This window comes from Burkholderia multivorans ATCC BAA-247 (genome assembly GCF_000959525.1).
Classification (GTDB): Bacteria; Pseudomonadota; Gammaproteobacteria; order Burkholderiales; family Burkholderiaceae; genus Burkholderia; species Burkholderia multivorans.
Genome location: NZ_CP009831.1, coordinates 623,861 through 644,005, shown reverse-complemented (window position 1 = coordinate 644,005; position 20,145 = coordinate 623,861). Strand labels below are relative to the sequence as shown.

At 67.7% G+C, this 20,145-nt stretch carries 22 protein-coding genes; 10 read left to right on the top strand and 12 right to left on the bottom strand.

The window, feature by feature from the left end; all coding sequences use genetic code 11:
• The first annotated feature begins 104 nt into the window (after positions 1–104).
• Together NP80_RS05185 and NP80_RS05180 are read left to right on the top strand one after the other, a co-directional pair.
• Positions 105–422 carry a type II toxin-antitoxin system RelE/ParE family toxin gene (locus tag NP80_RS05185; protein WP_012217495.1) on the top strand — a complete coding sequence of 106 codons (318 nt, stop codon included), beginning with the start codon at positions 105–107 and terminating at the stop codon, positions 420–422.
• Positions 423–425: 3 nt separating this feature from the next.
• On the top strand, positions 426–725 hold the full coding sequence (locus NP80_RS05180; RefSeq protein ID WP_006398012.1) for an addiction module antidote protein: 300 nt from the start codon (positions 426–428) through the stop codon (positions 723–725).
• Between the two features lie 32 nt (positions 726–757).
• Here NP80_RS05180 and NP80_RS05175 read toward each other — a convergent pair whose 3' ends face one another.
• From NP80_RS05175 to andAc, 5 genes are all read right to left on the bottom strand, one after another.
• Complete coding sequence (locus NP80_RS05175) at positions 758–2,044, bottom strand: DUF445 domain-containing protein (RefSeq protein ID WP_035487943.1); 1,287 nt, start codon at positions 2,042–2,044, stop codon at positions 758–760.
• A 114-nt stretch (positions 2,045–2,158) separates the two neighbouring features.
• The gene (gene andAa / locus NP80_RS05170; protein ID WP_006411378.1) at positions 2,159–3,379 is read right to left on the bottom strand and encodes an anthranilate 1,2-dioxygenase system ferredoxin--NAD(+) reductase; all 1,221 of its coding nucleotides are present in this window, start codon (positions 3,377–3,379) and stop codon (positions 2,159–2,161) included.
• Positions 3,369–3,695, bottom strand: coding sequence for an anthranilate 1,2-dioxygenase ferredoxin subunit AndAb (gene andAb, locus NP80_RS05165; protein WP_006404219.1), 327 nt, complete (start codon positions 3,693–3,695; stop codon positions 3,369–3,371). The genes andAa and andAb overlap by 11 nt, the downstream gene beginning before the upstream one ends.
• Positions 3,696–3,712: 17 nt before the next feature.
• Positions 3,713–4,201, bottom strand: a complete 489-nt coding sequence (andAd, locus tag NP80_RS05160) for an anthranilate 1,2-dioxygenase small subunit AndAd (RefSeq protein WP_006398008.1) — start codon at positions 4,199–4,201, stop codon at positions 3,713–3,715.
• Between the two features lie 14 nt (positions 4,202–4,215).
• Positions 4,216–5,487 (bottom strand): anthranilate 1,2-dioxygenase large subunit AndAc, encoded by a 1,272-nt coding sequence (gene andAc / locus NP80_RS05155; RefSeq protein ID WP_006411366.1) that lies wholly within the window; start codon positions 5,485–5,487, stop codon positions 4,216–4,218.
• Between the two features lie 208 nt (positions 5,488–5,695).
• Between andAc and andR the strand changes: the two genes are divergently transcribed.
• A complete protein-coding gene (andR, locus tag NP80_RS05150; RefSeq protein WP_006404221.1) occupies positions 5,696–6,655 on the top strand; it encodes an anthranilate 1,2-dioxygenase regulatory protein AndR in 960 nt (319 codons plus the stop codon).
• A 146-nt stretch (positions 6,656–6,801) separates the two neighbouring features.
• Here andR and NP80_RS05145 read toward each other — a convergent pair whose 3' ends face one another.
• Complete coding sequence (locus NP80_RS05145; protein WP_006411359.1) at positions 6,802–7,698, bottom strand: LysR family transcriptional regulator; 897 nt, start codon at positions 7,696–7,698, stop codon at positions 6,802–6,804.
• Between the two features lie 91 nt (positions 7,699–7,789).
• Between NP80_RS05145 and NP80_RS05140 the strand changes: the two genes are divergently transcribed.
• Genes NP80_RS05140 through catC form a run of 3 tightly spaced genes read left to right on the top strand, consistent with a single transcriptional unit; the run spans position 7,790 to position 10,185 of the window.
• Positions 7,790–8,923, top strand: coding sequence for a muconate/chloromuconate family cycloisomerase (locus tag NP80_RS05140; RefSeq protein ID WP_006411367.1), 1,134 nt, complete (start codon positions 7,790–7,792; stop codon positions 8,921–8,923).
• A gap of 31 nt (positions 8,924–8,954) precedes the next feature.
• Positions 8,955–9,857, top strand: coding sequence for a catechol 1,2-dioxygenase (gene catA, locus NP80_RS05135; RefSeq protein WP_006404224.1), 903 nt, complete (start codon positions 8,955–8,957; stop codon positions 9,855–9,857).
• Positions 9,858–9,894: 37 nt separating this feature from the next.
• Positions 9,895–10,185 carry a muconolactone Delta-isomerase gene (catC, locus tag NP80_RS05130; RefSeq protein ID WP_006398002.1) on the top strand — a complete coding sequence of 97 codons (291 nt, stop codon included), beginning with the start codon at positions 9,895–9,897 and terminating at the stop codon, positions 10,183–10,185.
• A 177-nt stretch (positions 10,186–10,362) separates the two neighbouring features.
• Here the strand turns inward: catC and NP80_RS05125 are convergent, their stop codons facing one another.
• Positions 10,363–11,142, bottom strand: a complete 780-nt coding sequence (locus NP80_RS05125; RefSeq protein ID WP_006404225.1) for an NAD(P)H-dependent oxidoreductase — start codon at positions 11,140–11,142, stop codon at positions 10,363–10,365.
• Between the two features lie 87 nt (positions 11,143–11,229).
• Between NP80_RS05125 and NP80_RS05120 the strand changes: the two genes are divergently transcribed.
• Complete coding sequence (locus NP80_RS05120) at positions 11,230–12,123, top strand: LysR family transcriptional regulator (RefSeq protein ID WP_006404226.1); 894 nt, start codon at positions 11,230–11,232, stop codon at positions 12,121–12,123.
• Positions 12,124–12,243: 120 nt separating this feature from the next.
• A complete protein-coding gene (locus tag NP80_RS05115; RefSeq protein ID WP_006404227.1) occupies positions 12,244–12,648 on the top strand; it encodes a DUF2471 family protein in 405 nt (134 codons plus the stop codon).
• Positions 12,649–12,670: 22 nt separating this feature from the next.
• On the opposite strand, the gene NP80_RS05110 is transcribed toward NP80_RS05115, so the two are convergent.
• Positions 12,671–14,704, bottom strand: coding sequence for an NADPH-dependent 2,4-dienoyl-CoA reductase (locus NP80_RS05110; RefSeq protein ID WP_006411380.1), 2,034 nt, complete (start codon positions 14,702–14,704; stop codon positions 12,671–12,673).
• 75 nt (positions 14,705–14,779) lie between these two features.
• On the opposite strand from NP80_RS05110, the gene NP80_RS05105 reads away from it, so the two are divergent.
• Both NP80_RS05105 and NP80_RS05100 read left to right on the top strand, forming a co-directional pair.
• Positions 14,780–15,862 (top strand): AraC family transcriptional regulator, encoded by a 1,083-nt coding sequence (locus tag NP80_RS05105; RefSeq protein ID WP_035947841.1) that lies wholly within the window; start codon positions 14,780–14,782, stop codon positions 15,860–15,862.
• Positions 15,863–15,891: 29 nt separating this feature from the next.
• Positions 15,892–16,200 (top strand): hypothetical protein, encoded by a 309-nt coding sequence (locus NP80_RS05100; protein ID WP_226823166.1) that lies wholly within the window; start codon positions 15,892–15,894, stop codon positions 16,198–16,200.
• 45 nt (positions 16,201–16,245) lie between these two features.
• Here NP80_RS05100 and NP80_RS05095 read toward each other — a convergent pair whose 3' ends face one another.
• The 4 genes from NP80_RS05095 to NP80_RS05080 form a co-directional block, all read right to left on the bottom strand.
• On the bottom strand, positions 16,246–17,361 hold the full coding sequence (locus NP80_RS05095; RefSeq protein WP_006404231.1) for a branched-chain amino acid ABC transporter substrate-binding protein: 1,116 nt from the start codon (positions 17,359–17,361) through the stop codon (positions 16,246–16,248).
• 215 nt (positions 17,362–17,576) lie between these two features.
• Positions 17,577–18,035 carry an aconitase X swivel domain-containing protein gene (locus NP80_RS05090; protein WP_006411362.1) on the bottom strand — a complete coding sequence of 153 codons (459 nt, stop codon included), beginning with the start codon at positions 18,033–18,035 and terminating at the stop codon, positions 17,577–17,579.
• Complete coding sequence (locus NP80_RS05085; protein WP_006404233.1) at positions 18,028–19,275, bottom strand: aconitase X; 1,248 nt, start codon at positions 19,273–19,275, stop codon at positions 18,028–18,030. Before NP80_RS05085 ends, NP80_RS05090 begins: the two co-directional genes overlap by 8 nt.
• A 341-nt stretch (positions 19,276–19,616) precedes the next feature.
• Positions 19,617–20,045, bottom strand: a complete 429-nt coding sequence (locus NP80_RS05080; RefSeq protein WP_006411373.1) for a MarR family winged helix-turn-helix transcriptional regulator — start codon at positions 20,043–20,045, stop codon at positions 19,617–19,619.
• Positions 20,046–20,145 lie beyond the last annotated feature (100 nt).

Sequence of the window (20,145 nt, the reverse complement as noted above, 5' to 3'; positions counted from 1 at the left end):
ATCGGCCTGACGGCCGAATCGGCGCCATGACCGCGCGCACGGCCGTACTGTGACGCTCCGACCTTCCGATGAGGATGTGAACCGTGGTTGACAAATTACCTGTAATGCCTTACCTTGCTCCAACGTTCAGCATCCGGACGACCGCCGTGTTCGACGCGTGGTTTGCCGGCCTGCAGGACCGCACCGCGAAGCGCCGCATTCAGGCGCGCATCGATCGGCTGTCGATGGGCAATCTGGGCAACTGGAAGTCCGTCGGGTCGCCCGTCTACGAGATGCGCATCGATCACGGCCCCGGCTATCGCGTGTACTTCGTGCGGCGGCGCACGATATGGGTCGTCCTGCTGTGCGGCGGCGACAAATCCACGCAGCGCGACGACATTCGCGCCGCCCATGCGATGCTCGAGCATCTCGACCTGGAGTAACCGATGAGCAAGATCAGCACGCGGCCGTGGGATTCGGCCGAACACCTGAAGACCGACGACGACATGGCCGAGTATTTCGAAGCTTGCCTCCAGGAAGGCGGCGACGATCCGGCATTCATCGCGCACGCGCTCGGCGTGATCGCGCGCGCCCGCGGCATGTCGCAAGTCGCGCGCGATGCGGGGCTATCGCGCGAGGGGCTGTACAAGGCGCTGTCGCACGACGGCAATCCGAGCTTCGGCACGATCCTCAAAGTGATCAAGGCGCTCGGCCTGCAACTGCACGGCGCGAAAGCGCACGCCTGACGCGCGCCCGCACGGTGCGGCGCGCGGCCGCGTCAGTGCAGCCAGTCGCCGGCCCAGCGCGGCACGAGCGACACCAGATACAGGCCGAACCCGATCAGCCCGCCGACCAGCGTGCCGTTGATGCGGATGTACTGCAGATCCTTGCCGATATTCAGTTCGATCTGCCGCGACATCTCGCGCGCATCCCAGTTGCGCACCGTATCGCGGATATGCCGCATCAGGAAATCCGCGAAATCGGGCGCCATCTCGTGCACGGCACGCTCGACGTGCTCGTTCAGCGACGCGCGCAGCGCCGGGCTTTCCGCGAGCCGCGCGCCGAGCCAGCCGCCGAGCGTCGCGGCCTGCCGATGCAGCGCCGAATCGGGGCGCGCGAGATCGGCCTTCAGCCATGCGCGCAACTGCACCCACAGGTCCTTCAGATAGGCGTTGAACGCATCGCCGTCGCGGATGTAGCGCTTGATTTCGTCGCCCTTGTCGATGAACGCGCGATCGTGCTTCAGACGCTCCGTCAGCGAGTGCACGATGCGGTCGAAGCGCTGACGCAGCTCATGCTCGGGGTCGGCCGCGACCGCTTCGAGCACGCGGCTCACCGCATTCGCGACGAGCTCGGCGCCGTTCTCGCCGAGCCAGTGCGTCGGCATGATCTTCTCGACCTTCGGATATTGCGTCTTCAGCCATTCGACGATGAAGCCCGCGATCACGTCGCGGTTCTCGTCCTTGCCGAGCACCGCGACGATCTGCGCGATCGCGTCGTCGAGCAGCGCTTGGTGGCGGCCGTCCTTCGTCAGCGTATCGAGGATCGCGCCCGCCGACTGCGACAGGTCGATCCGGTCGATCGCCGCGCGGAACGCGTCGTGCACGAACGACTGGATGCGCGCGTCATCGGTCATGTCGAGCGCGAAGCTCATCAGCTTCGTCGCGTAGCCGCCGAGCGCCTCGGTGTTCGCCGGCTCGCCGAGCCACGCGCCGAGCCGTTGCGCGGGATCGTGCTGGCGGATCTGCGCGGCGAGCGCGTCTGGGCCGAGAAACTTCTCGCGGACGAACACCGCGAGATTGTCGGCGATCTTGTCCTTGTTCTGCGGAATGATTTCGGTGTGGCGCGACACGAACGGGATCGGCACGCGCCGGAACAGCGCGACGACCGCGAACCAGTCCGCGAGCGCGCCGACCATCGCGGCTTCGGCGACGGCCTTCACGCCATCGATCCACGGGCCGCGCGGCAGAAAGATCGTCGTGACGAACACCGCGACGGCGGCAAGCAGCAGCCACAGCGCGCGGCGCTTGCTGCGTTTCAGTTCAAGGGCTTTGTCTGACGTCATGGGCAAACGGGCGATGCACGCGATGCCGCCAATATGCACCGAGTCGGCCGTTGCCGCCAAATGCACCGCACGCGCCCATGCCGCCACGCATGCGCGCGTGCGACCGTGCGCCCGTTACAGAAACGCTTTCAGGTTGACGGCCGGATCGGCAAGCCGCGCCGGATCCGGCGTCGCGCCGGCCGCGATCAGCCTGCGCGAAGCGCCGATGTCGCGCCCCGCGTTCGCGGCCGCCACCGCGACGATCCTGCCGTCGTGCGCGAGCCCGAACGCGGTGAATGCGCCGCTCGCCGGATCGCCGCGTACGACCATCGCGTGCTCGCTGCCGAACAGCCCGAGCATCTGCAGGTTGCACTCGTACTGGTCGGACCACAGCCACGGCAGCTCCGCGTACGTGTCGTCGGCGCCGAGCGCATTCGCGGCCGCCACCGCCGGCTGATTCTCCGCGACCTGCCACGACTCGATCCGCACATGGCGGCCGAGCAGCGGATTGAAATGCATCGTCACCTCGCCGGCCGCGAAGATCGCGGGATCGGCCGTGCGGCAGCCGGCGTCGACGCGTATGCCGTTGTCGACGTCGAGCCCGGCCGCATGCGCGAGTTCGACGTTCGGCACGACGCCGATGCCGACGACCACCACATCGCACTGCACGTCGCCGGCGTCCGTGTCGACGATCGCGCCGCCGCCCGCTGCGCGGCGGACGGCGCGCGGCGTCGTCGCAAGCCGGAACGCGACGCCGCGGCCGTCGTGCAGCTGCCGCGCATACGTGCCGACCACTTCCGGCAGCGCGCGCTGCAGCAGCCGCGCAGCCGGATCGATGACCGTCACGTCGCAGCCAAGCTGCCGCGCGGCGGCCGCCACCTCGAGGCCGATGAAGCCGCCGCCGAGTACCGCGACGCGACGGCCGGGCGCGAGCTGCGCGCGCAGCGCACGCGCGTCGGCGACCGTACGCACGTAGTGCAGCGCGACGCCGTCGTCGACGGGCCCCGCGAACGGGCGGACGCGCGAGCCGGTCGCGAGCACGAGCCGCGCGTACGGCAGGCTCGAACCGTCGTCGAGCCGCACACGCTGCGCGTCGCGCTCGATCGCGTCGACGCGCGTGCCGAGCCGCAGCGCGATCCGCTGTGCGTCGTACCAGCCGGCATCGCGCACGAACGCACGCTGTTCGCCGCCGTCGCCGAGCAGCGCGTCCTTCGACAGCACGGGACGGTCGTACGGCAGTTCGCGCTCCGCGCCGATCATCACGATGCGCACGTCGGGATCGCGCGCGCGCAGCGCTTCGGCCGTGCGGCGCGCCGCATGTCCGGCGCCGACGATCACGAACGGGTCAGCCGACATTGACTTCCACCTGTCCGTCGACGATCCGGATCGGATACGTGCGCACCGGCTCGGTGATCGGCGCGCACTTCGGCGCACCGGTGCGGATGTCGATCAGCCCCTGATGCAGCGGGCATTCGACGCAGCCGTCCTCCACATAGCCTTCGGACAGCCGCGCGTGGCCGTGCGAGCAGAGGTCGTGCATCGCGAACAGCTCGTCGCCGATCCGGAACACCGCGATCGGCTTCTGTCCCGCCACGCGCGCGGCCGGTTCGTCTTCGGAAAATTCGTCGAGCGTGCCGAGCGGATGCCACTCGGCGAGCGTTGCTTCGGTCATGTCGTCTCCTTGCTGGATCAGATCGGCGTCGCGAGCAGCGTCTGCACGCGCGACGTGTCGTAGATCACGCGTTTCGTGCGGTAACGCCAGCCTTCAGGCGTGCGCACGACCGTGTCGTAATACTTACCGGCCTGATACACGTTCGATTCGCCGTTGCTGCGCGTCTGCACGACCACGTAATTGCTCTCGGTGTCGATCTCGCCGTCGCGCTGCGCGACGATCGTGAGGCCGGACGTCATGTGCCGGTACGTATGCTCCTCGTAAATGTTCGCGTGCCGCAGCGACACGACGCGATCGCGCAGCATCCGCCGGTTCGTGCAGTGCACGATGCCGACCGGCAGCCCGAGATCGGCGTTCTCCTTCGGCACGATCTCGTACGTGCAGTCCTCGGTGAACATCTCGGGCCACTGTTCGAGGCGGTTGTTGTCGAGGTGGCCGATGTAGCGGTTCTGCAGCATGTAGATCGCGAACCACGTGTTCATGTCTTCGGTCAGGTTGTCCATCATTGCGCGCTCCCGATTCAATAGCCCATCAGCTTCTGGTAGCCGACCCAGAACTTGCGGATCAGGCTTTCGGTGATCACCGTGTCCTGCTGGTCGGGATTGCCGCGCGACATCTCGATCACCGACGTCGCATCGCCGTCGCGCACGGTGCCGCGCTGCACGAGCTCGGTCGCTTCGGTGTCCTCCATCGAGATGTAGCCGGCCGGCCCGACGAGGTTCGCCTGCTTGATGCGCAGCGCGCGCAGTTCGGGCGTGTCGTCGGTGTAGCCGAAGAAGTGGAAGATCAGCTCGAAGTTGTCGGGCCCCTTCGGCAGGATCTGCCGCGCGACGAGCGTGTTGTGGATCTGCTGGATCACGAGCTGCGGAAAGATCGGCTGAATGTGGTTCGTGCAGTCCTCGTCGTATTCGGACACGAGATCGAGGATCGATTCGTCTTCCAGATGAAAGCCCTCGTCGAACGACCGGATGTTCTGCTGCTTGTACGCGGCCGACGTGTCGTCGCCCGTCTTCGTCACGGTGATGATGCTGTGCAGCCCGTGATTCGCGTCCGGAATCGAACGCGCCTTCATCCCGACGCGGAAGATGTTGAACGTCGTATGGAACAGATGCAGCATGCTCGCGTGATACGGGTCCTTCACGTTCTCGAGATAGAGCTTCCAGTTCGATTTCGAATACTGGCGCGTACAGCCCAGATACTCGATCGGCTTGTGGAAGATCCGGTCGATCCACGGACGCATCTGTTCCCCGAGATAGTCGGGCAGCGGCGCGACATCGTCGCTGAACGTCGCGAACACGAGCCCGCGATAGCTGTCGACGCGCAGCTGGCGCAGGCCGTGCTGCTTCGGATCGAAATCGGCCGGCATCCCGGTCATGCCCTTCTGGCCGCGCCGGAACGGCACGCCGAGCAGGTTGCCGCGGTTGTCAAAGCTCCACTGGTGATAGACGCACGTATGCGAACTCGCGTTGCCGCGCGCTTTGCGGCAGACCTGCGCGCCGCGATGCGCACAGCGGTTCACCCAGGCGGCCAGCGTGCCGTCGTCCGTGCGCGTGACGACGACCGGCGTGTCGCCGACGAACGTGCTCTTGAAGTCGCCTGGATTCGGGATTTCCGCTTCCAGCGCGACGAAGTTCCAGGTCGGCCCGCGGAAGATGCGTTCCTGTTCGCGGTCGTACACCGCGCGCGAGCTGAACACCTTGTACGGCACGCGCGAGCCGTCGTCGTGCGGGAAAACCACGTCGTCGGCGTCGTCGCGCGCGGCGAACCGGACGGGCGATTCTGTGTGCTCCATGTCGGACTCCTTGTCGATCCGTGTCGTTGACTCCATGGAGCGGATTTTTGAAACGCTAATATTCGGCGTCTATCCGGAAAGTGCGATTGCGGCGGCGCAGTATCCACTTTCGGCGGATTTCTGCGCTAGCATGACGCACACACGATGCCGCGCGCGGTCTCGACCGATTCGTCCGACCGATGCGCACGTCCCCACGAAGGCCCGGCCCATGTCCCCAACGCCGTTCGAGCCGCTTGCGCTGCGCGCGCATCGGCTGTTCGAATCCCGCGATCTCGACGAAACGCGCGAGCGGATCTCGCGTGTGATGCAGCCGCATGCACTGCTGCCGAGCGGCCGTGTGTGCGGCGCGTCGCATATGGATTTCGTGCGGCTCGGCGGGCTCGGGATCGGCACGATCGCGTTCGGCGACGCGATGCGCGTGCAGGTCGACGCGGTCGACGGCTACTACCTGCTGATGTTCTGCCTGTCCGGCCACGCGGACGTGCGTGCGATGGGGCGGCAGCTCGGCGTCGATGCCCAGACGGGCGTGCTCTGCGCGCCGGGCGAACGCTTCGATGCACTGCTGTCGGCGGATTGCGAGCAGTTCGTGCTGCGGATCGACGCGGCGACGGTACGCACGCTGACCGGCGATCCGCGTGCGACGCTCGATCCGGTGCTGCACGTCAGCGACGCGGCGCTCGCCGCCTGGCGCGATCAGCTGATGCTGGTCGCGCGCTCGCCGGACCTGCTCGAACGCGCGCGGACGAATCCGCGCGTCGCGTCGCAGCTCGAGCATCTGCTGATCGATCTGCTGATCGAAGGCCACCCGCCGTCCGTGCTGCCGGCGGCGCGCCACGATCCGGTGCCCGGCTTCGTGCGGCGCGCGCAGGAATTTGTCGATGCGCACTACGCGCAGCCGCTGCAGCTCGCCGACATCGTACGCGCGGCCGACGTGCCGGAGCGCACGCTGCGCGACGCGTTCCTGCAGTTTCGCGGCACGAGCCCGATGCAATACCTGCGCGCGAAGCGCCTCGAGCATGCGCGCGAGCTGCTGCTCGGCGCGACGCCCGAGCGGCGGATCGCCGACATCGCGCTCGACTGCGGGTTTACGCACCTCGGCCGGTTCGCGCTCGCGTATCGGGAAAGATTCGGCGAATCGCCTTCGGAAACGCTTGCCGGGCGGTCGTAAGCGCAGGTGCGCGCTCCGGCGCCGGGATGCCCGCGCTCAAGCGCTCACGCATCTCATGCGCTCAGGCGCCGCCGCCCTGCGGACGCACGGGGGATAGGCCGTTAGTTGCGAACCTACGAGCCAATCGATCGAGCGACCGACCGCCGCTAGGCGTGCCCCGCCGGCACGATCATCTCGCGCGCGATCGCGCAGAACTTCGCGGTCGCCGCGCTTTCGCCGTGCAGCCGGCGGCTCATGATGATCGGCGACGTCGCGACCGGTTCCGGCAGCCGCCGGTAGACCACGCCCTTCACGCGCACGCCCTCCACGCTCTCCGGTACCAGCGACACGCCGACCTTCGCCGCGACGAGCCCGAGCGCCGTCTGCAGTTCGCGCACCTCGTGCACGGCGGCCGGCACCAGCGCGCCGTCGCGCAGCGCGGACAACTGCTGATCCGCGAAGCTCGGCCGCGGCGTGCTCGGATAGACGATCAGCGTTTCGTTCGCGAGGTCCGCGAGCGTCAGCGGCCGATCGGGATCGGCGAGCGGATGACCGACCGGCACCGCCGCGATCAGCTTTTCCTCGATCAGCGCTTCGCGCACGAGCTGGTCGTCGTCGAAGCGCAGCCGCCCGAAGCCGACGTCGATCCGCCCGCCCTTCAGCGCGCCCAGTTGCTCGAGCGTGAACATTTCGACGAGCGACAGCTCGACGTCCGGCTGCGCCTCGCGAAACGCGCGGATCACGTCGGGCAGCGCGCCGTACAGCGTCGACGGCACGAAGCCGATCACGATCCGTTCCGACAGCTGCGCGAGCCGCCGCGTCAGCGGCCCGAGCTCGTCGGCCTGCTCGACGACGCGTCGCGCCTGCGCGTAGAACACGCGCCCCGCGTCGGTCAGCTTCAGCGGCCGTGCGCCGCGCACGAACAGCGGCAGCCCGAGTTCCTCCTCGATCGCCTGCAACTGGCGGCTGAGCGGCGGCTGCGTGATGTGCAGCCGCTCGGCCGCGCGCGTGATGTTCATTTCCTCGGCCACGGCCATGAAGTACCGAAGCTGGCGCAATTCCATTTCATGCTCCGAAGGTATGGAAGTAGTCGGAAAGAGTGTTGGACGCGGCCCGGCGCGTATTCCTACCATGTGCACCGACAGGAGGAATCGCATGATAGCAACAGCCGCCACGATCGAAAGCGTCGAGACGCTGCTGGTCGACGTACCGACGATCCGGCCCCACAAACTCTCGGTCGCGACGATGAACTGCCAGACGCTCGTTCTGGTCCGCATACGATGCACGGACGGTATCGAAGGCGTCGGCGAAGCGACGACGATCGGCGGGCTCGCGTACGGTGAGGAGAGCCCGGAAAGCATCAAGATCAACATCGATACGTATTTCGCGCCGCTGCTGCGCGGGATGGACGCGACGCGTCCGGGCGCCGCGATGGCGCGCGCCCGCAAGCTGTTCCAGGGCAATCGCTTCGCGAAATGCGCGCTCGAGACGGCGCTGTTCGATGCGCAGGCACGCCGCGTCGGCGTGCCGCTGTCCGAGTTGTTCGGCGGCCGCGTGACCGATGCGGTCGACGTCGCGTGGACGCTCGCGAGCGGCGACACGAAGCGCGACATCGCGGAGGCCGAAGCGATGCTCGATGCGCGTCGCCACCGCGCGTTCAAGCTCAAGATCGGGTCGAACGCGGTCGACGACGACGTCGCGCACGTGATCGCGATCAAGCGCGCGCTCGGCGATCGCGGCGACGTGCGCGTCGACGTGAACCAGGCATGGACGGAAACCGATGCGATCCGCGCCTGCGCGCGGCTCGCGGACGCAGGCGTGAGCCTCGTCGAACAGCCGATCGCCGCGAGCAACCGGACGGGCCTGCAACGGCTCGCGCAACTCGCACACGTGCCGATCATGGCCGACGAGGCGCTGCACGGCCCGATCGACGCGTTCGCGCTCGCGCAAACACGCGCGGCCGACGTGTTCGCCGTGAAGATCGCGCAGTCGGGCGGGCTGCAAGGCGCCGCGCAGGTCGCGGCGATCGCGTCGGCCGCCGGCATCGATTTGTACGGCGGCACGATGCTCGAAGGCGCGGCCGGCACGATCGCCTCCGCGCAACTGTTCAGCACGTTCGCTTCGCTGAAATGGGGCACCGAGCTGTTCGGCCCGCTGCTGCTGACCGAGGAAATCCTCGTCGAACCGCTGCGCTACGAGGACTTCAAGCTGCATCTGCCGGCGACGCCGGGCCTCGGCATCGCGTTCGACTGGGCGCGCATCGAGCGGATGCGGCGCACCGCCCGCTGATTCCATACGACAACCGAAACCGGAGACAGAGATGACCCGACAAGAAATCGACGCCCTGCTGAAGACCTTCGACGACGCCGCGGAAAAGCCCGGCAATCCGCGCGTGCGCGCGATCGTGAACCGCATCGTCAAGGATCTGTGCTACACGATCGAGGATTTCGACGTGCAGCCGAGCGAGTTCTGGACCGCGCTCAACTATCTGAACGAAGCCGGCCGCGAATTCGGCCTGATCGCCGCGGGCCTCGGCTTCGAGCGCTTCCTCGACGTGCGGATGGACGAGGCCGAGGCGAAGGCCGGCATCCGTGGCGGCACGCCGCGTACGATCGAAGGGCCGCTGTACGTCGCCGGTGCGCCGGAGTCGGTCGGCCATGCGCGCCTCGACGACGGCACCGATCCGGGCCAGACGCTCGTGATGCGCGGCCGCGTGCTCGGCAGCGACGGCGCGCCGATCGCGAACGCGCTCGTCGAGGTCTGGCATGCGAACCATCTCGGCAACTACTCGTATTTCGATCAGTCGCAGCCGCCGTTCAACCTGCGTCGCTCGATCCGCACCGACGCGGAAGGCCGCTACAGCTTCCGCAGCGTGCTGCCGGTCGGCTACAGCGTGCCGCCGGGCAGCAAGACCGAGCAGCTGCTCGATCAGCTCGGCCGCCACGGCCACCGTCCTGCGCACATCCACTTCTTCGTTTCCGCGGACGGATACCGTAAGCTGACCACGCAGATCAACATCGAAGGCGATCCGCACATCTGGGACGACTTCGCGTTCGCGACGCGCGAGGGCCTGATTCCGAAGATCCGCCAGGCAGAAGGCGCGGAAGGCAAGCCGTACGGGATCGACGGCCCGTTCGCGCTGATCGACTTCGATTTCACGCTGGTCGGCGCGCGCGACAACGTGCCGACCACCGACGTCGAACGCGTGCGCGCGCACGTGTGACCGGCGTCGTCCCGCGAACCGACAAACGGAGCACAGGATGCTGTTTCATGTGGAAATGAAGGTCCGCCTGCCGGCGGATATGGACCCGGTCAAAGCCGCGACGCTGAAGGCCGAGGAAAAGGCGATGTGTCAGCGGCTGATGAACGAAGGCGTGTGGCGGCATCTGTGGCGGATCGCCGGACAGTACGCGAACGTCAGCATCTTCGACGTCGACAGCGTGCAGCAGCTGCACGACGTGCTGAGTCAGCTGCCGCTGTTTCCGTATATGGAGATGGAGGTACGCGCGCTGTGCCGCCATCCGTCGTCGGTGCGCGACGACGATCGGTAAGCGCGCGCGTGTCGCGGCCGTCGTTTGACGGCGGCACGCGGCACGGCAAAGGGCAAAGGGCGAACGGCAACGGCGGCCTGCGAAAACGCGCGGGTCGTTCGTGCCGTTTTTGCGTCGTGCGGCGCGCGTATCGCGCTCGCGCATGGCGCGCTACGCGTGCAGCGCGCGATGCACGCGCTACGCCGCCAGATGCGCGGCAAAGCCGACCTTCCCGGGCGCGATGTCCGGCTTCAGCGTCAGCGCCGGGATCTCGTAGTCGCCCGCGTTTTGCCGGCGATACGGAATCGGCGGTGTCGTGGCGAGTTCGTCCAGACGCTTGCCGAGCGCGGCGCGCGTTTCCGCGAAACGCGCGTCGTCCATCCGGTGCGTCTGATAGATGACGAACGGCGGCAACACGTCGAAGCCCGGGTAATAGAGGATGCCGTGCTGGATCGGAAACAGCACGTCGTCGATCGGCCCGTTGATCCCGCGCGCGCTGTAGTGCGATTCCCATCCGCCGGTCGTGACGATCAGCATCGCGCGCTTGCCGGCGAGCGAGCCTTCGCCGTAGCGATCGCCCCAGTGCCGGTCGGAATGCTCGCCGACGCCATATGCGAAGCCGTACGCATACACGCGCTCGACCCACCCTTTCATGATCGCCGGCATCGAGAACCACCACAGCGGGAACTGCAGGATCACCGTATCGGCCCATTTCAGCTTGTCCTGCTCGCGCGCGATGTCTTCGCGCTGCGTGCCGGTCTCGTATGCGCGCTTCGAGTCGAGCGCCGGATCGAAGCGCGCGTCGTGCGAGCGGTCGATCATGTCGTTTGCGTCGAGCGCGGGCTTCCAGTTCATCGCATACAGGTCGCTCACCTGCACCGTATGCCCGGCCGCTTCCAGACGCGCCACGGCAAAATCGCGCAATGCGCCGTTCAGCGAACGCGGCTCGGGGTGTGCATAGACGATCAGCACGTTCATGTTCGGTCCTCCGTCGGTTGAACTGGCTGCAGGATGCCGATCGCACCGGTATATTGGAAATGAATTTCCGATATTCCAGGTATAGCCATGACTAATTTGAAGCGACTCGACCTGAACCTGCTCGTGACGCTCGACGTGCTGCTCGCCGAACTCAACGTGACGCGCGCGGCCGAGAAGCTCAACCTCTCGCAGCCGTCGGTCAGCGTGCATCTGCAGAAGCTGCGCGATACGTTCGGCGATCCGCTGCTGCTGCCGGGGCCGCGCGGCATGCGGCCGACCGCGCGCGCGGAAGCGCTGCGCGAGCCGCTGCGCGACGCGCTCGAGGCGGTCGAACGCGCGGTGCTGCCCGCGACGCCGTTCGATCCGTCGACCGCGACGCACACGTGGCGCGTCGCCGCGACCGACTACGGCGAATCGACGATCGTGCTGCCCGCGCTGCATGCGCTGCGCACGGCCGCGCCCGGCACGCGGCTCGCGATCGTCGAGCTCGTGCCGCCGCGCATCGAGCAGGCGGCCGCGCGCAACGACATCGACCTCGCCTTCCATACGACCGAAGGATCGCCGCCCGGCATGCGCCGGCTGCCGCTGTTCGTCGAGCGCTACGTGCTCGTCGGCCGCGCCGGTCATCCGAAACTGAAACGTCGCCCGACGCTCGCGCAGTTCAATGCGCTCGAGCATGTGATCGTGTCGCCGGACGGCGGCGGCTTCTTCGGCGTGACCGACGAGGCGCTCGCGAAGGTCGGCGCGACGCGGCGCGTCGTGTTGTCCGTTCCGCATTTCCTGTTCGTGATGTCGGTGCTCGCGAGCACCGATCTCGTCGCGATGCTGCCCGAGCGGCTCGTGCGCGATACGCCTGCGCTGCGCGTCGTCGACGCGCCGATCGACGTGCCCGGCTACGAAATGTCGATGCTGTGGCACGAGCGCGTGCATCGCGATCCGGCGCATCGGTGGCTGCGCGAAACGATCGCCGCCGCGGTCTAGCGAACAGGATCGCGTCCGGGGCTTGAAACGGCGCGAGACACTGTATATATTTACAGTGCTTTTGCACCATTTGACCCGAATTCCGTCATCCCGCGACGGACGGACCTTTGTGAGGCGACCATGTTCCAGTCATCCGCATTCGATCCCGAGCAACCCGGCTTCAATCCTGTCCAGTTCGAGCGCGCCGCGCAGCGCGCGGTCGCCGATCTGCAGCGCGCGGTGGCCGGCCCCGCGCAGCGCGCGCTCGGCCTGCGGCGGCGCAGCCATCCCGCTGCGGAGCGCACGATGAGCTGGCGTGCGCTGCTCGACGTCGAAGCGCTCGCGTTCTCGAACGCGGGGTTCGTGAGCCGCAACGATCCGGCGATCGTCGACGCGTTCATCCGGCTGTGCGACAGCCGGCTCGTGCCGGCCGACATCGACGAGCCGGTCGACTGGCGCCGCGACGACGACGATCTGCCGGCCGTCTATCTGATCGTCCGCGCGATGCTCGAAGCGGAAGCGGCGGAGCAGGCCGAAGCGGCGTGAGCGTGCGAAGCGCGAGCCGGCCTTACAGCCGCGCGGCGAGCCGCGCGCCCTGGTCGATCGCGCGCTTTGCATCGAGTTCGGCGGCGCGGTCCGCGCCGCCGATCACGTGCACCGAACGCCCCGCCGCCTGCAGCGGCGCGAGCAGCGCGCGCTGCGGTTCCTGGCCGGTGCAGAGCACGATCGTGTCGGCTTCGATCAATTCGTGCCCGGTGCGCTGCTCGCCGTACGAGACGTGCAGCCCGCGCGCATCGATCCGTTCGTAGTTCACGCCGCCGATCATCTTCACCTGCTTCATCTTCAGCGTCGCGCGGTGGATCCAGCCGGTCGTCTTGCCGAGCCCCTTGCCGAGCGGCGCGGGCTTGCGCTGCAACAGCGTGACGTCGCGCGCCGGCGGCGACACCTTGGCGCGCGTGATGCCGCCGCGCGTCGCGGCCGGGTCGGTCACGCCCCACTCGGCTTTCCATTCGTCGAGATCGAGCGCCGGCGACGGTCCGTCCTGCACGAGAAATTCCGCGACGTCGAAGCCGATCCCGCCCGCACCGATCACTGCGACACGCGGGCCGACCGGCCGCGCGCCCGTCAGCACGTCGATATAGCCGAGCACGTTCGGCCCGTCCTGCCCCGGAATCTTCGGATCGCGCGGCGATACGCCGGTCGCGAGCACGATCTCGTCGTAGCCGCCGGCGATCAGGTCGCTCGCCTCGACGCGCCGGTTCAGATGCAGCGCGACGCCGGTCAGCTCGATCTGGCGGCCGAAATAGCGCAGCGCTTCGTGAAACTCTTCCTTGCCCGGAATCCGCTTCGCGAGATTGAACTGCCCGCCGATCTCCGCGGCGCCGTCGAACAGGTCGACGCGATGGCCGCGCTGCGCGAGCACGGTCGCGCAGGCGAGCCCGGCCGGCCCGGCGCCGACCACCGCGATACGCTTCGCCTGCGTGGCGCGCGCATATTGCAGCTCGGTCTCGTGACACGCGCGCGGATTCAGCAGGCATGAGGCGATCCGGTTCCTGAACGCATGATCGAGGCAGGCCTGATTGCAGCCGATGCACGTGTTGATCTCGTCCGCGCGGCCTTGCGCCGCCTTGACGACGAATTCCGGATCCGCGAGCAGCGGGCGCGCCATCGAGACCATGTCCGCGCAGCCGTCGGCGAGAATCCGTTCGGCGACTTCGGGCCGGTTGATCCGGTTCGTCGTGACGAGCGGAATGCCGACCTCCCCCTTCATCTTCTGCGTGACCCATGCGAACGCGCCGCGCGGCACCGACGTCGCGATCGTCGGCACGCGCGCCTCGTGCCAGCCGATGCCCGTATTGAGGATCGTCGCGCCCGCGCGCTCGACCGCCTTCGCGAGCTGCACGGTCTCGCGCCAGTCGCTGCCGTCCGGAATCAGGTCGAGCATCGACAGCCGGTAGATCAGGATGAAATCGCGGCCGACCGCTTCGCGCGTGCGCTCGACGATCTCGATCGGCAGCCGGATCCGGTTTTCGTAGGCGCCGCCCCACGCGTCGGTGCGCTTGTTCGTATGCATCGAGATGAACTGATTGATCAGGTAGCCTTCGGAGCCCATGATCTCGACGCCGTCGTAGCCCGCTTCGCGCGCGAGCTGCGCGCAGCGGACGAACGCGCGGATCTGCCGCTCGATGCCGCGGGCGCTCAGCTCGCGCGGCGCGAACGGCGAGATCGGCGACTTGATCTTCGACGGCGCGACCGCGAACGGGTGATAGCCGTAACGGCCCGTATGCAGGATCTGCAGCGCGATCTTGCCGTCCTCCGCGTGGACCGCGCGCGTGATCGCGCGATGGCGCCGCGCGGCGGCCGACGTCATCAGCGTGCCGCCGAACGGCTTGGTCCAGCCGGCCACGTTCGGCGCGAAGCCGCCCGTCACGATCAGTCCGACGCCGCCGCGCGCCCGCTCCGCGAAATAGTCGGCGAGCCGCGGCAGCGTCTTGCGGCTGTCTTCGAGGCCCGTATGCATCGAACCCATCAGTACACGATTCTTCAGCGTCGTGAAGCCGAGATCGAGCGGTGCGAGCAGATGCGGGAAAGGTGTCGTCATGATGGTCGGAGCGATACGCGATGAGCGTCATCGTAGGCGCGCGCCGCGTTGAACGTGAGGGGACAAACAGCCATAATGCTTGTCATTTCCGGCCAATATCCAATGAGCACACCGTCCCGCAAGGATCGCCTCGGGCTGCGCCGCCCGACGATTCCCGTCGCCTATCCGCGTCTGCTGCTGCAGGCGCTCGCCGCGCGCGGCATCGACGCGGCCGCCGTGCGCGCGGGCACCGGTCTGCGCGACGCGGTACTGGCCGAGCCGGACGCGCGCGTCGCGCCGGCGCAATGGGGGCGGCTCGTGCTGAACGCGATCGACATCGGCGGCGATCGCGGCATCGGCCTCGCGTTCGGGCTGCTGCTGAAACCGACCGTGCACGGCTTTCTCGGCTATGCGACGCTGACCGCGCCGGACATCCGCACGGCGCTGCACGTGACGCAGCGCTACTTCCGGATGCGCAACCGCCAGTATCGGCTGAGCTATGCGGAAGACGAACGCGGCGCGACGCTCGAGCTGCACGGCGTACAGGCGAACCCCGTGCTGCAGCATCATGTGATGTTCGAGTTCGTGCTGACCGGGCTCGCGCAGAACATCGCGCAATGGGCGGGCCGCACGTCGCCGGCGATCGCGCTGCGCTTCGCATGGCCGGAGCCCGATTATTTCGCGCGCTACCGCGACCGGCTGCCGCCGGTCGAATTCGAATGCGCGGCCAACGCGCTGTGGGTCGCGCGCGACGTGCTCGACTGGCCGCTGCCGTTCGCGGACGAAGTCGCCCATCGGCAGGCGCTGGTACAGGTCGAACGCGAATATGCGCAGGTGCGTCACGACGAAGGCAATTTCGTCGAACGCGTGCGCGCCGAGCTGGCGCGCACGACAGGCGGTTATCCGGACCCGGAGGCGCTCGCGCACACGCTGCTCGTCTCGCCGCGCACGCTGCGCCGCCGGCTCGAGGAGGCCGGCTCGAGCTATCGGCAACTGCTCGACGAAGCGCGCTTTCGCGACGCGAAGCAACTGCTCGCGGCCTCGGACCTCGACCTGAAAACGATCGCCGAGCGGCTGCAGTTCACCGACCCCGCGAATTTCACGCGCGCGTTCCGGCGTTGGGCCGGGCAGACGCCGAGCGCCTATCGGCAAGCGGCAGCGGATGTGCGGCGCGCGTGATGTGCGGAATGCGCAGCGCAGATGCGCGCATGCGCAATCTGACCGACGGCTCCATCTATCTCGTTCGCCCTGCGCGCATCCAGAGCGCGCGCACCGACCTCACGGTAACGATCGGCGCGCCGATCGCGTTCGCATTCGTCATCGGCATCATGTCGGTCGTACAACGCAGCACCGACGGCATGCTTGCCATGTTTGCGTGGTGCGCAGCCGCCGCGATCGGCCTGTATGGGCTCAGCACAGTCCTGCGTTTGCTGTTCGGGTTCGCGCTGTGGCCCGATATCCGCCGGCTCGAGCCGCCGGGCGGCAGGCGCGAGGTCGCGCGGCAAATGCCACGCTGACACTCGCGCCCGAAGAGGCAGCGCGTATCCGTTCCCTCTGACGCGTCAGCGCACCGGCACCATCTGCCCGTCCTCGAACGTGAACACGGTCGTCGGCGCGTTCAGCAGCTCGCCGCGCGCCGTGAACGCGTACGTCCCGGCCACGCCTTCATGCGAAGCCGAACGCAGCGCTTCGATCAGTTTCGCGGGATCGGTCGTCTGCGCGGATGCCATCGTTTTCGCGAGCAGCAGCATGCCGTCGTAGTACGTGATGCCGTATGTCTGCGGCTCGCTCTTGAAGCGCGCACGGTATCGCGCAACGTAGTCCCGGCCGGCCTCGGTCCTGTCGAGCCCCGCGCCGCTCATCGCGCAGAACACGTTGCGCGATGCCGTCTGCGCGACGGTGCCCATGTTGGCCGAGCAGATCCCGTCGCCGCCGAGCAGCCGCGCGCGCACGCCGCGCTGGACCATCTGCTTGGCCATCGGCGCGGCCTGCGCGGTATAGCCGCCGAAGAAGATCACGTCCGGGTTCTTTCCCTTGATCGTCGCGAGGATCGCGAGGAAATCGGTCGCCTGCGAATGCGTGAACTCGCGCGCGACGACCTGCAGACCGAGCGACTTCGCCTTCGCGATGAACTGCTCGGCGAGCCCCTGCCCGTAGGCGGTGCGGTCGTCGATCACGGCGGCAGTCTTCGCGCCGAGCTTCCCTGCCGCAAACGCGGCCATCGACGCGCCGAGCACCGAATCGCTCGCGCCCGTGCGAAACACGTTGTCGTAGCCGAGCGCGGTCAGCTGCGGGTTCGACGCGACCGTCAGCATCGGCACGCGCGCGGCGTTCGTCAGCCGTGCGACCGGAATCGCGACGCCCGAATTCTCGGGGCCGAAGAACGCGGCCGGCTGACGATCCAGCAGACGCTGCGCGACCTGTACACCGGTGCGCGGATCGGCCTGGTCGTCCTCGGCGACGATCCGGAATCGGACCGGCTGTCCGTCGACCGTAATCGGCGTGCGGTTCAGCGTCTCGACCGCGAGCCGCAGCCCGTTCTCGTCGTCCTTCCCGCTCACCGCTTGCGGGCCCGTCAGCGGACCGGAAAAAGCGATCGTGACGACGCGTTCCGCGTGTGCGGCGCCGATCGTGAATCCGCCCAGCGCCAGCACGGCAATCATGCATTTCAGCTTCATGGAGTCTCCTCGACGATGGCTCGCGATACGCGAGCCGGGATGAGCCGGGCGCGGCGGTGTCAACCGTCTGGCGGCCGGCGGGTGAAGGACACCGGGGCGGACGTGCAGCTCTTCTTCGGCGCACTATCCGTTGTCCTTAATATCAGGAACGCAATTAAGACTTGGCGCGTACGCGACGCTGTCGCCCATGCGCTCGCCGGGACGAGCGCGCGCGGCTACAGCAGGATGCGTGCGCCGCCGTCGCCGTCGTTCGCTTCGATTCGTACCGGTCCCGATGCACGCGCGATCGTGTCGTACACCGGCGCCGAGACACAGACGACCGGCACGGCCATCGCATACAGCTCCGCCGCGACGATCGCGCCGATCGAGATGATCAGGTCGCGCTCGCTCAGCACGATGCCGACGGGGCCCGTGCCGTTGCGGATCGCTTCGGCGAGCACGCTGCTGCTCGAGCTCGAGCCTTTCGCATGCGCCATCACCATGATCCGCCCGGCGAGGCTCGCGCCGACGAGCGGATGCCCGCGATCGACGATGCGTCCCGCGACCGAGTCGTAGCCGCCCCAGAAGCTCAGCGGCTTGGGCAGCACGATCGTCTCCGCATACGCGCGGCCGGGCACGAGCGTGTCGCCCGTCAGCGCGGTGCCGGCCGCGCCGGCGTGATGGATCTCAGTCATCGAATCGCACCTTTCCTTCGAATGCCGATCGCACGCACTCGCTCATGCTGCCGTACGCGACCGTGACGCCGATGTTCGCCGGCGCATACGATGCCCATTTCCCCGAATTCGTCATCACGAGCCCCGACAGCTGCTTCATCACGGGCGTGATGTACGTGCACGTGTCGACGACGATCTGCACGCCGCGCGCCGCGAACTTGTCGGCGAGGCCGAGTTCGCCGAGCTCCCACAGGATGAAGCGACTCGTGTTCACGTAGATATCGCATGCCGGCTTGCCGTCGAAGCGGTCGAGCAGCGCGTCGAGCGTGCGGAATTCCGCGAGCGAAAAGTGCGGCGTGCCGAGCGCGACCGCGACGAGCGCGTCGCCTTCCGCGCCATGATTCAGCGTGCGCCGGATCTCGGCGAGATCGGCCATCGACACGTCGATCGTCTGCCGCGGCGCGCGGCCGTGCAGCGCGGCGTCGAGTGTCGGCGCCTCGGGCGTCACGCCGACCGCATGGAACAGCGCGACCGCACCGCTCGACGCGGCGGCGGCACCGAGCGCCTTCAGTTCGTCCTCGGTCGTATCGGCCGGCAATCCGACGATCACGGGCACCGTCGCACCGGCGACCTTGCCGACCAGCAAGCCGAGCGCCGCAAAATGAACGTCCCGCGACGGCAGACGGCCGAAGTCGGGCGCGTTGAACACGATCTGCCCGGCACGGTTCGCTTCGACGTGCAGCCCCGCATACGGCGCGCGCCCGGTGATCGCGGCCGCCAGATCGAGAAAGTCGCCGTAGCGGCTCGTGCGCGCGCCGAGCACCGAGTTCGCGAACACGATCGCGTTCGATTCGGCCCAGGCAATCTGCTCGCCCAACGCCGGGCGGTGCTTCAGCTGATACGGCGCGCACGTGAAGCTCGATTCGCAGCCGAGCTGCAGATGCGCGTCCATCAGGCGCTGCGCGTCGCGCTCGATCGTACGGTCGCCGTGGTACAGCTCGGGATGGATCAGGTCGAGCGAGCCGACGTTCAGCGTGGTCGGCACCGCGACGCGCGCACCCGTCGCGACGAAATAGTCGACGAAGTCGAGACTCGTCTGCCCGTGATACAGACAGCCGTCGATATGCGCGCACGTGATGTCGATCAGGTGCGGCGCGGACATCACCTGCGCGGTACGCGCGACGATCCGCATCGCGCGCGCGACGCCTTCGCCGAATTCGCCGCGCAACATCGCGTCGTCGCGCTCGCTCAACTGCAACATGGGTTGCTCCTCGTGACCCGCCCGGCCGCCATCGGCCGGTGAAGTGCGTGGAGCGACTGTACAACTGGAAATAAAATATGTCCAGATAGTCGACGAATGCCGTCATTCCGAAACCAATTTCGCATTTTTCTTGCAGAGATGGCACTACAAAACCAATTCCGCGCGTCAATTGGATACAACTACGTACCACTTAGACGTGATGTGGCTCGTACTCGACCCGGTTTCGCGCGCGGGGCTCCGCAGGACCGCTGCGGATCGCGGGCCGATCGCCAAGGAAAGGGGAATGGATCGCGGCGGCGACAGCCGGCCGCCGCCACCGTGCGGGAATGGACGACTGCAACTCAGCGCTTGCCGGTCAGCTGCAGCAGTTCGTCGCGCAGCGCCTGCGCCCGCTGCTCGCCAAACGCGGATTCGAATTCGCGCTGCGCGGCCTGCCACGCGCGCTTCGCCTGACCGAACGCACGCACGCCCTGCTTCGTCAGATTCAGCACGTGCGCACGCGGATCGTGATCGGACGGCGCCGACGCGACGAGCCCGTCGCGCTGCAGCGGCTTCAGCGCGCGCAGCAGCGTCGTGCGGTCCATCACCAGCGTATCGGCGAGCTCGCTCATCAGCACGTCGGGCCGCCGCGACAGGATCGCGATGATCGAGAACTGCGCGGGCGTCACGCCCGCCGCGCTCAGATGGCGTTCATAAATTTGCGTGACAAATCGCGTCGCCTGCCGAAGCGCGAAGCAGTTGCACGCACCGATCGTCTCGATGTCGTCCATGCCGGCAAATGTATATGTGCATATGCATAAAGTCAATGTACACTCGACCGATCATCCCGCCGGTCGCGCGCGTCCGGCGCCCGCGACCGCCCGAGGAGAC

Coding starts and splice junctions, on each gene's coding strand:
- NP80_RS05080 (WP_006411373.1), bottom strand. CDS start 20,045: ATGGACGACATCGAGACGATCGGTGCGTGCAACTGCTTCGCGCTTCGG.
- NP80_RS05095 (WP_006404231.1), bottom strand. CDS start 17,361: ATGAAGCTGAAATGCATGATTGCCGTGCTGGCGCTGGGCGGATTCACG.
- andAd (WP_006398008.1), bottom strand. CDS start 4,201: ATGATGGACAACCTGACCGAAGACATGAACACGTGGTTCGCGATCTAC.
- NP80_RS05140 (WP_006411367.1), top strand. CDS start 7,790: ATGATAGCAACAGCCGCCACGATCGAAAGCGTCGAGACGCTGCTGGTC.
- andAc (WP_006411366.1), bottom strand. CDS start 5,487: ATGGAGCACACAGAATCGCCCGTCCGGTTCGCCGCGCGCGACGACGCC.
- NP80_RS05110 (WP_006411380.1), bottom strand. CDS start 14,704: ATGACGACACCTTTCCCGCATCTGCTCGCACCGCTCGATCTCGGCTTC.
- NP80_RS05090 (WP_006411362.1), bottom strand. CDS start 18,035: ATGACTGAGATCCATCACGCCGGCGCGGCCGGCACCGCGCTGACGGGC.
- NP80_RS05085 (WP_006404233.1), bottom strand. CDS start 19,275: ATGTTGCAGTTGAGCGAGCGCGACGACGCGATGTTGCGCGGCGAATTC.
- andAa (WP_006411378.1), bottom strand. CDS start 3,379: ATGTCGGCTGACCCGTTCGTGATCGTCGGCGCCGGACATGCGGCGCGC.
- NP80_RS05125 (WP_006404225.1), bottom strand. CDS start 11,142: ATGAACGTGCTGATCGTCTATGCACACCCCGAGCCGCGTTCGCTGAAC.
- NP80_RS05115 (WP_006404227.1), top strand. CDS start 12,244: ATGTTCCAGTCATCCGCATTCGATCCCGAGCAACCCGGCTTCAATCCT.
- catA (WP_006404224.1), top strand. CDS start 8,955: ATGACCCGACAAGAAATCGACGCCCTGCTGAAGACCTTCGACGACGCC.
- andAb (WP_006404219.1), bottom strand. CDS start 3,695: ATGACCGAAGCAACGCTCGCCGAGTGGCATCCGCTCGGCACGCTCGAC.
- NP80_RS05145 (WP_006411359.1), bottom strand. CDS start 7,698: ATGGAATTGCGCCAGCTTCGGTACTTCATGGCCGTGGCCGAGGAAATG.
- NP80_RS05185 (WP_012217495.1), top strand. CDS start 105: ATGCCTTACCTTGCTCCAACGTTCAGCATCCGGACGACCGCCGTGTTC.
- NP80_RS05100 (WP_226823166.1), top strand. CDS start 15,892: ATGCGCAATCTGACCGACGGCTCCATCTATCTCGTTCGCCCTGCGCGC.
- NP80_RS05120 (WP_006404226.1), top strand. CDS start 11,230: ATGACTAATTTGAAGCGACTCGACCTGAACCTGCTCGTGACGCTCGAC.
- NP80_RS05105 (WP_035947841.1), top strand. CDS start 14,780: ATGCTTGTCATTTCCGGCCAATATCCAATGAGCACACCGTCCCGCAAG.
- NP80_RS05180 (WP_006398012.1), top strand. CDS start 426: ATGAGCAAGATCAGCACGCGGCCGTGGGATTCGGCCGAACACCTGAAG.
- catC (WP_006398002.1), top strand. CDS start 9,895: ATGCTGTTTCATGTGGAAATGAAGGTCCGCCTGCCGGCGGATATGGAC.
- NP80_RS05175 (WP_035487943.1), bottom strand. CDS start 2,044: ATGACGTCAGACAAAGCCCTTGAACTGAAACGCAGCAAGCGCCGCGCG.
- andR (WP_006404221.1), top strand. CDS start 5,696: ATGTCCCCAACGCCGTTCGAGCCGCTTGCGCTGCGCGCGCATCGGCTG.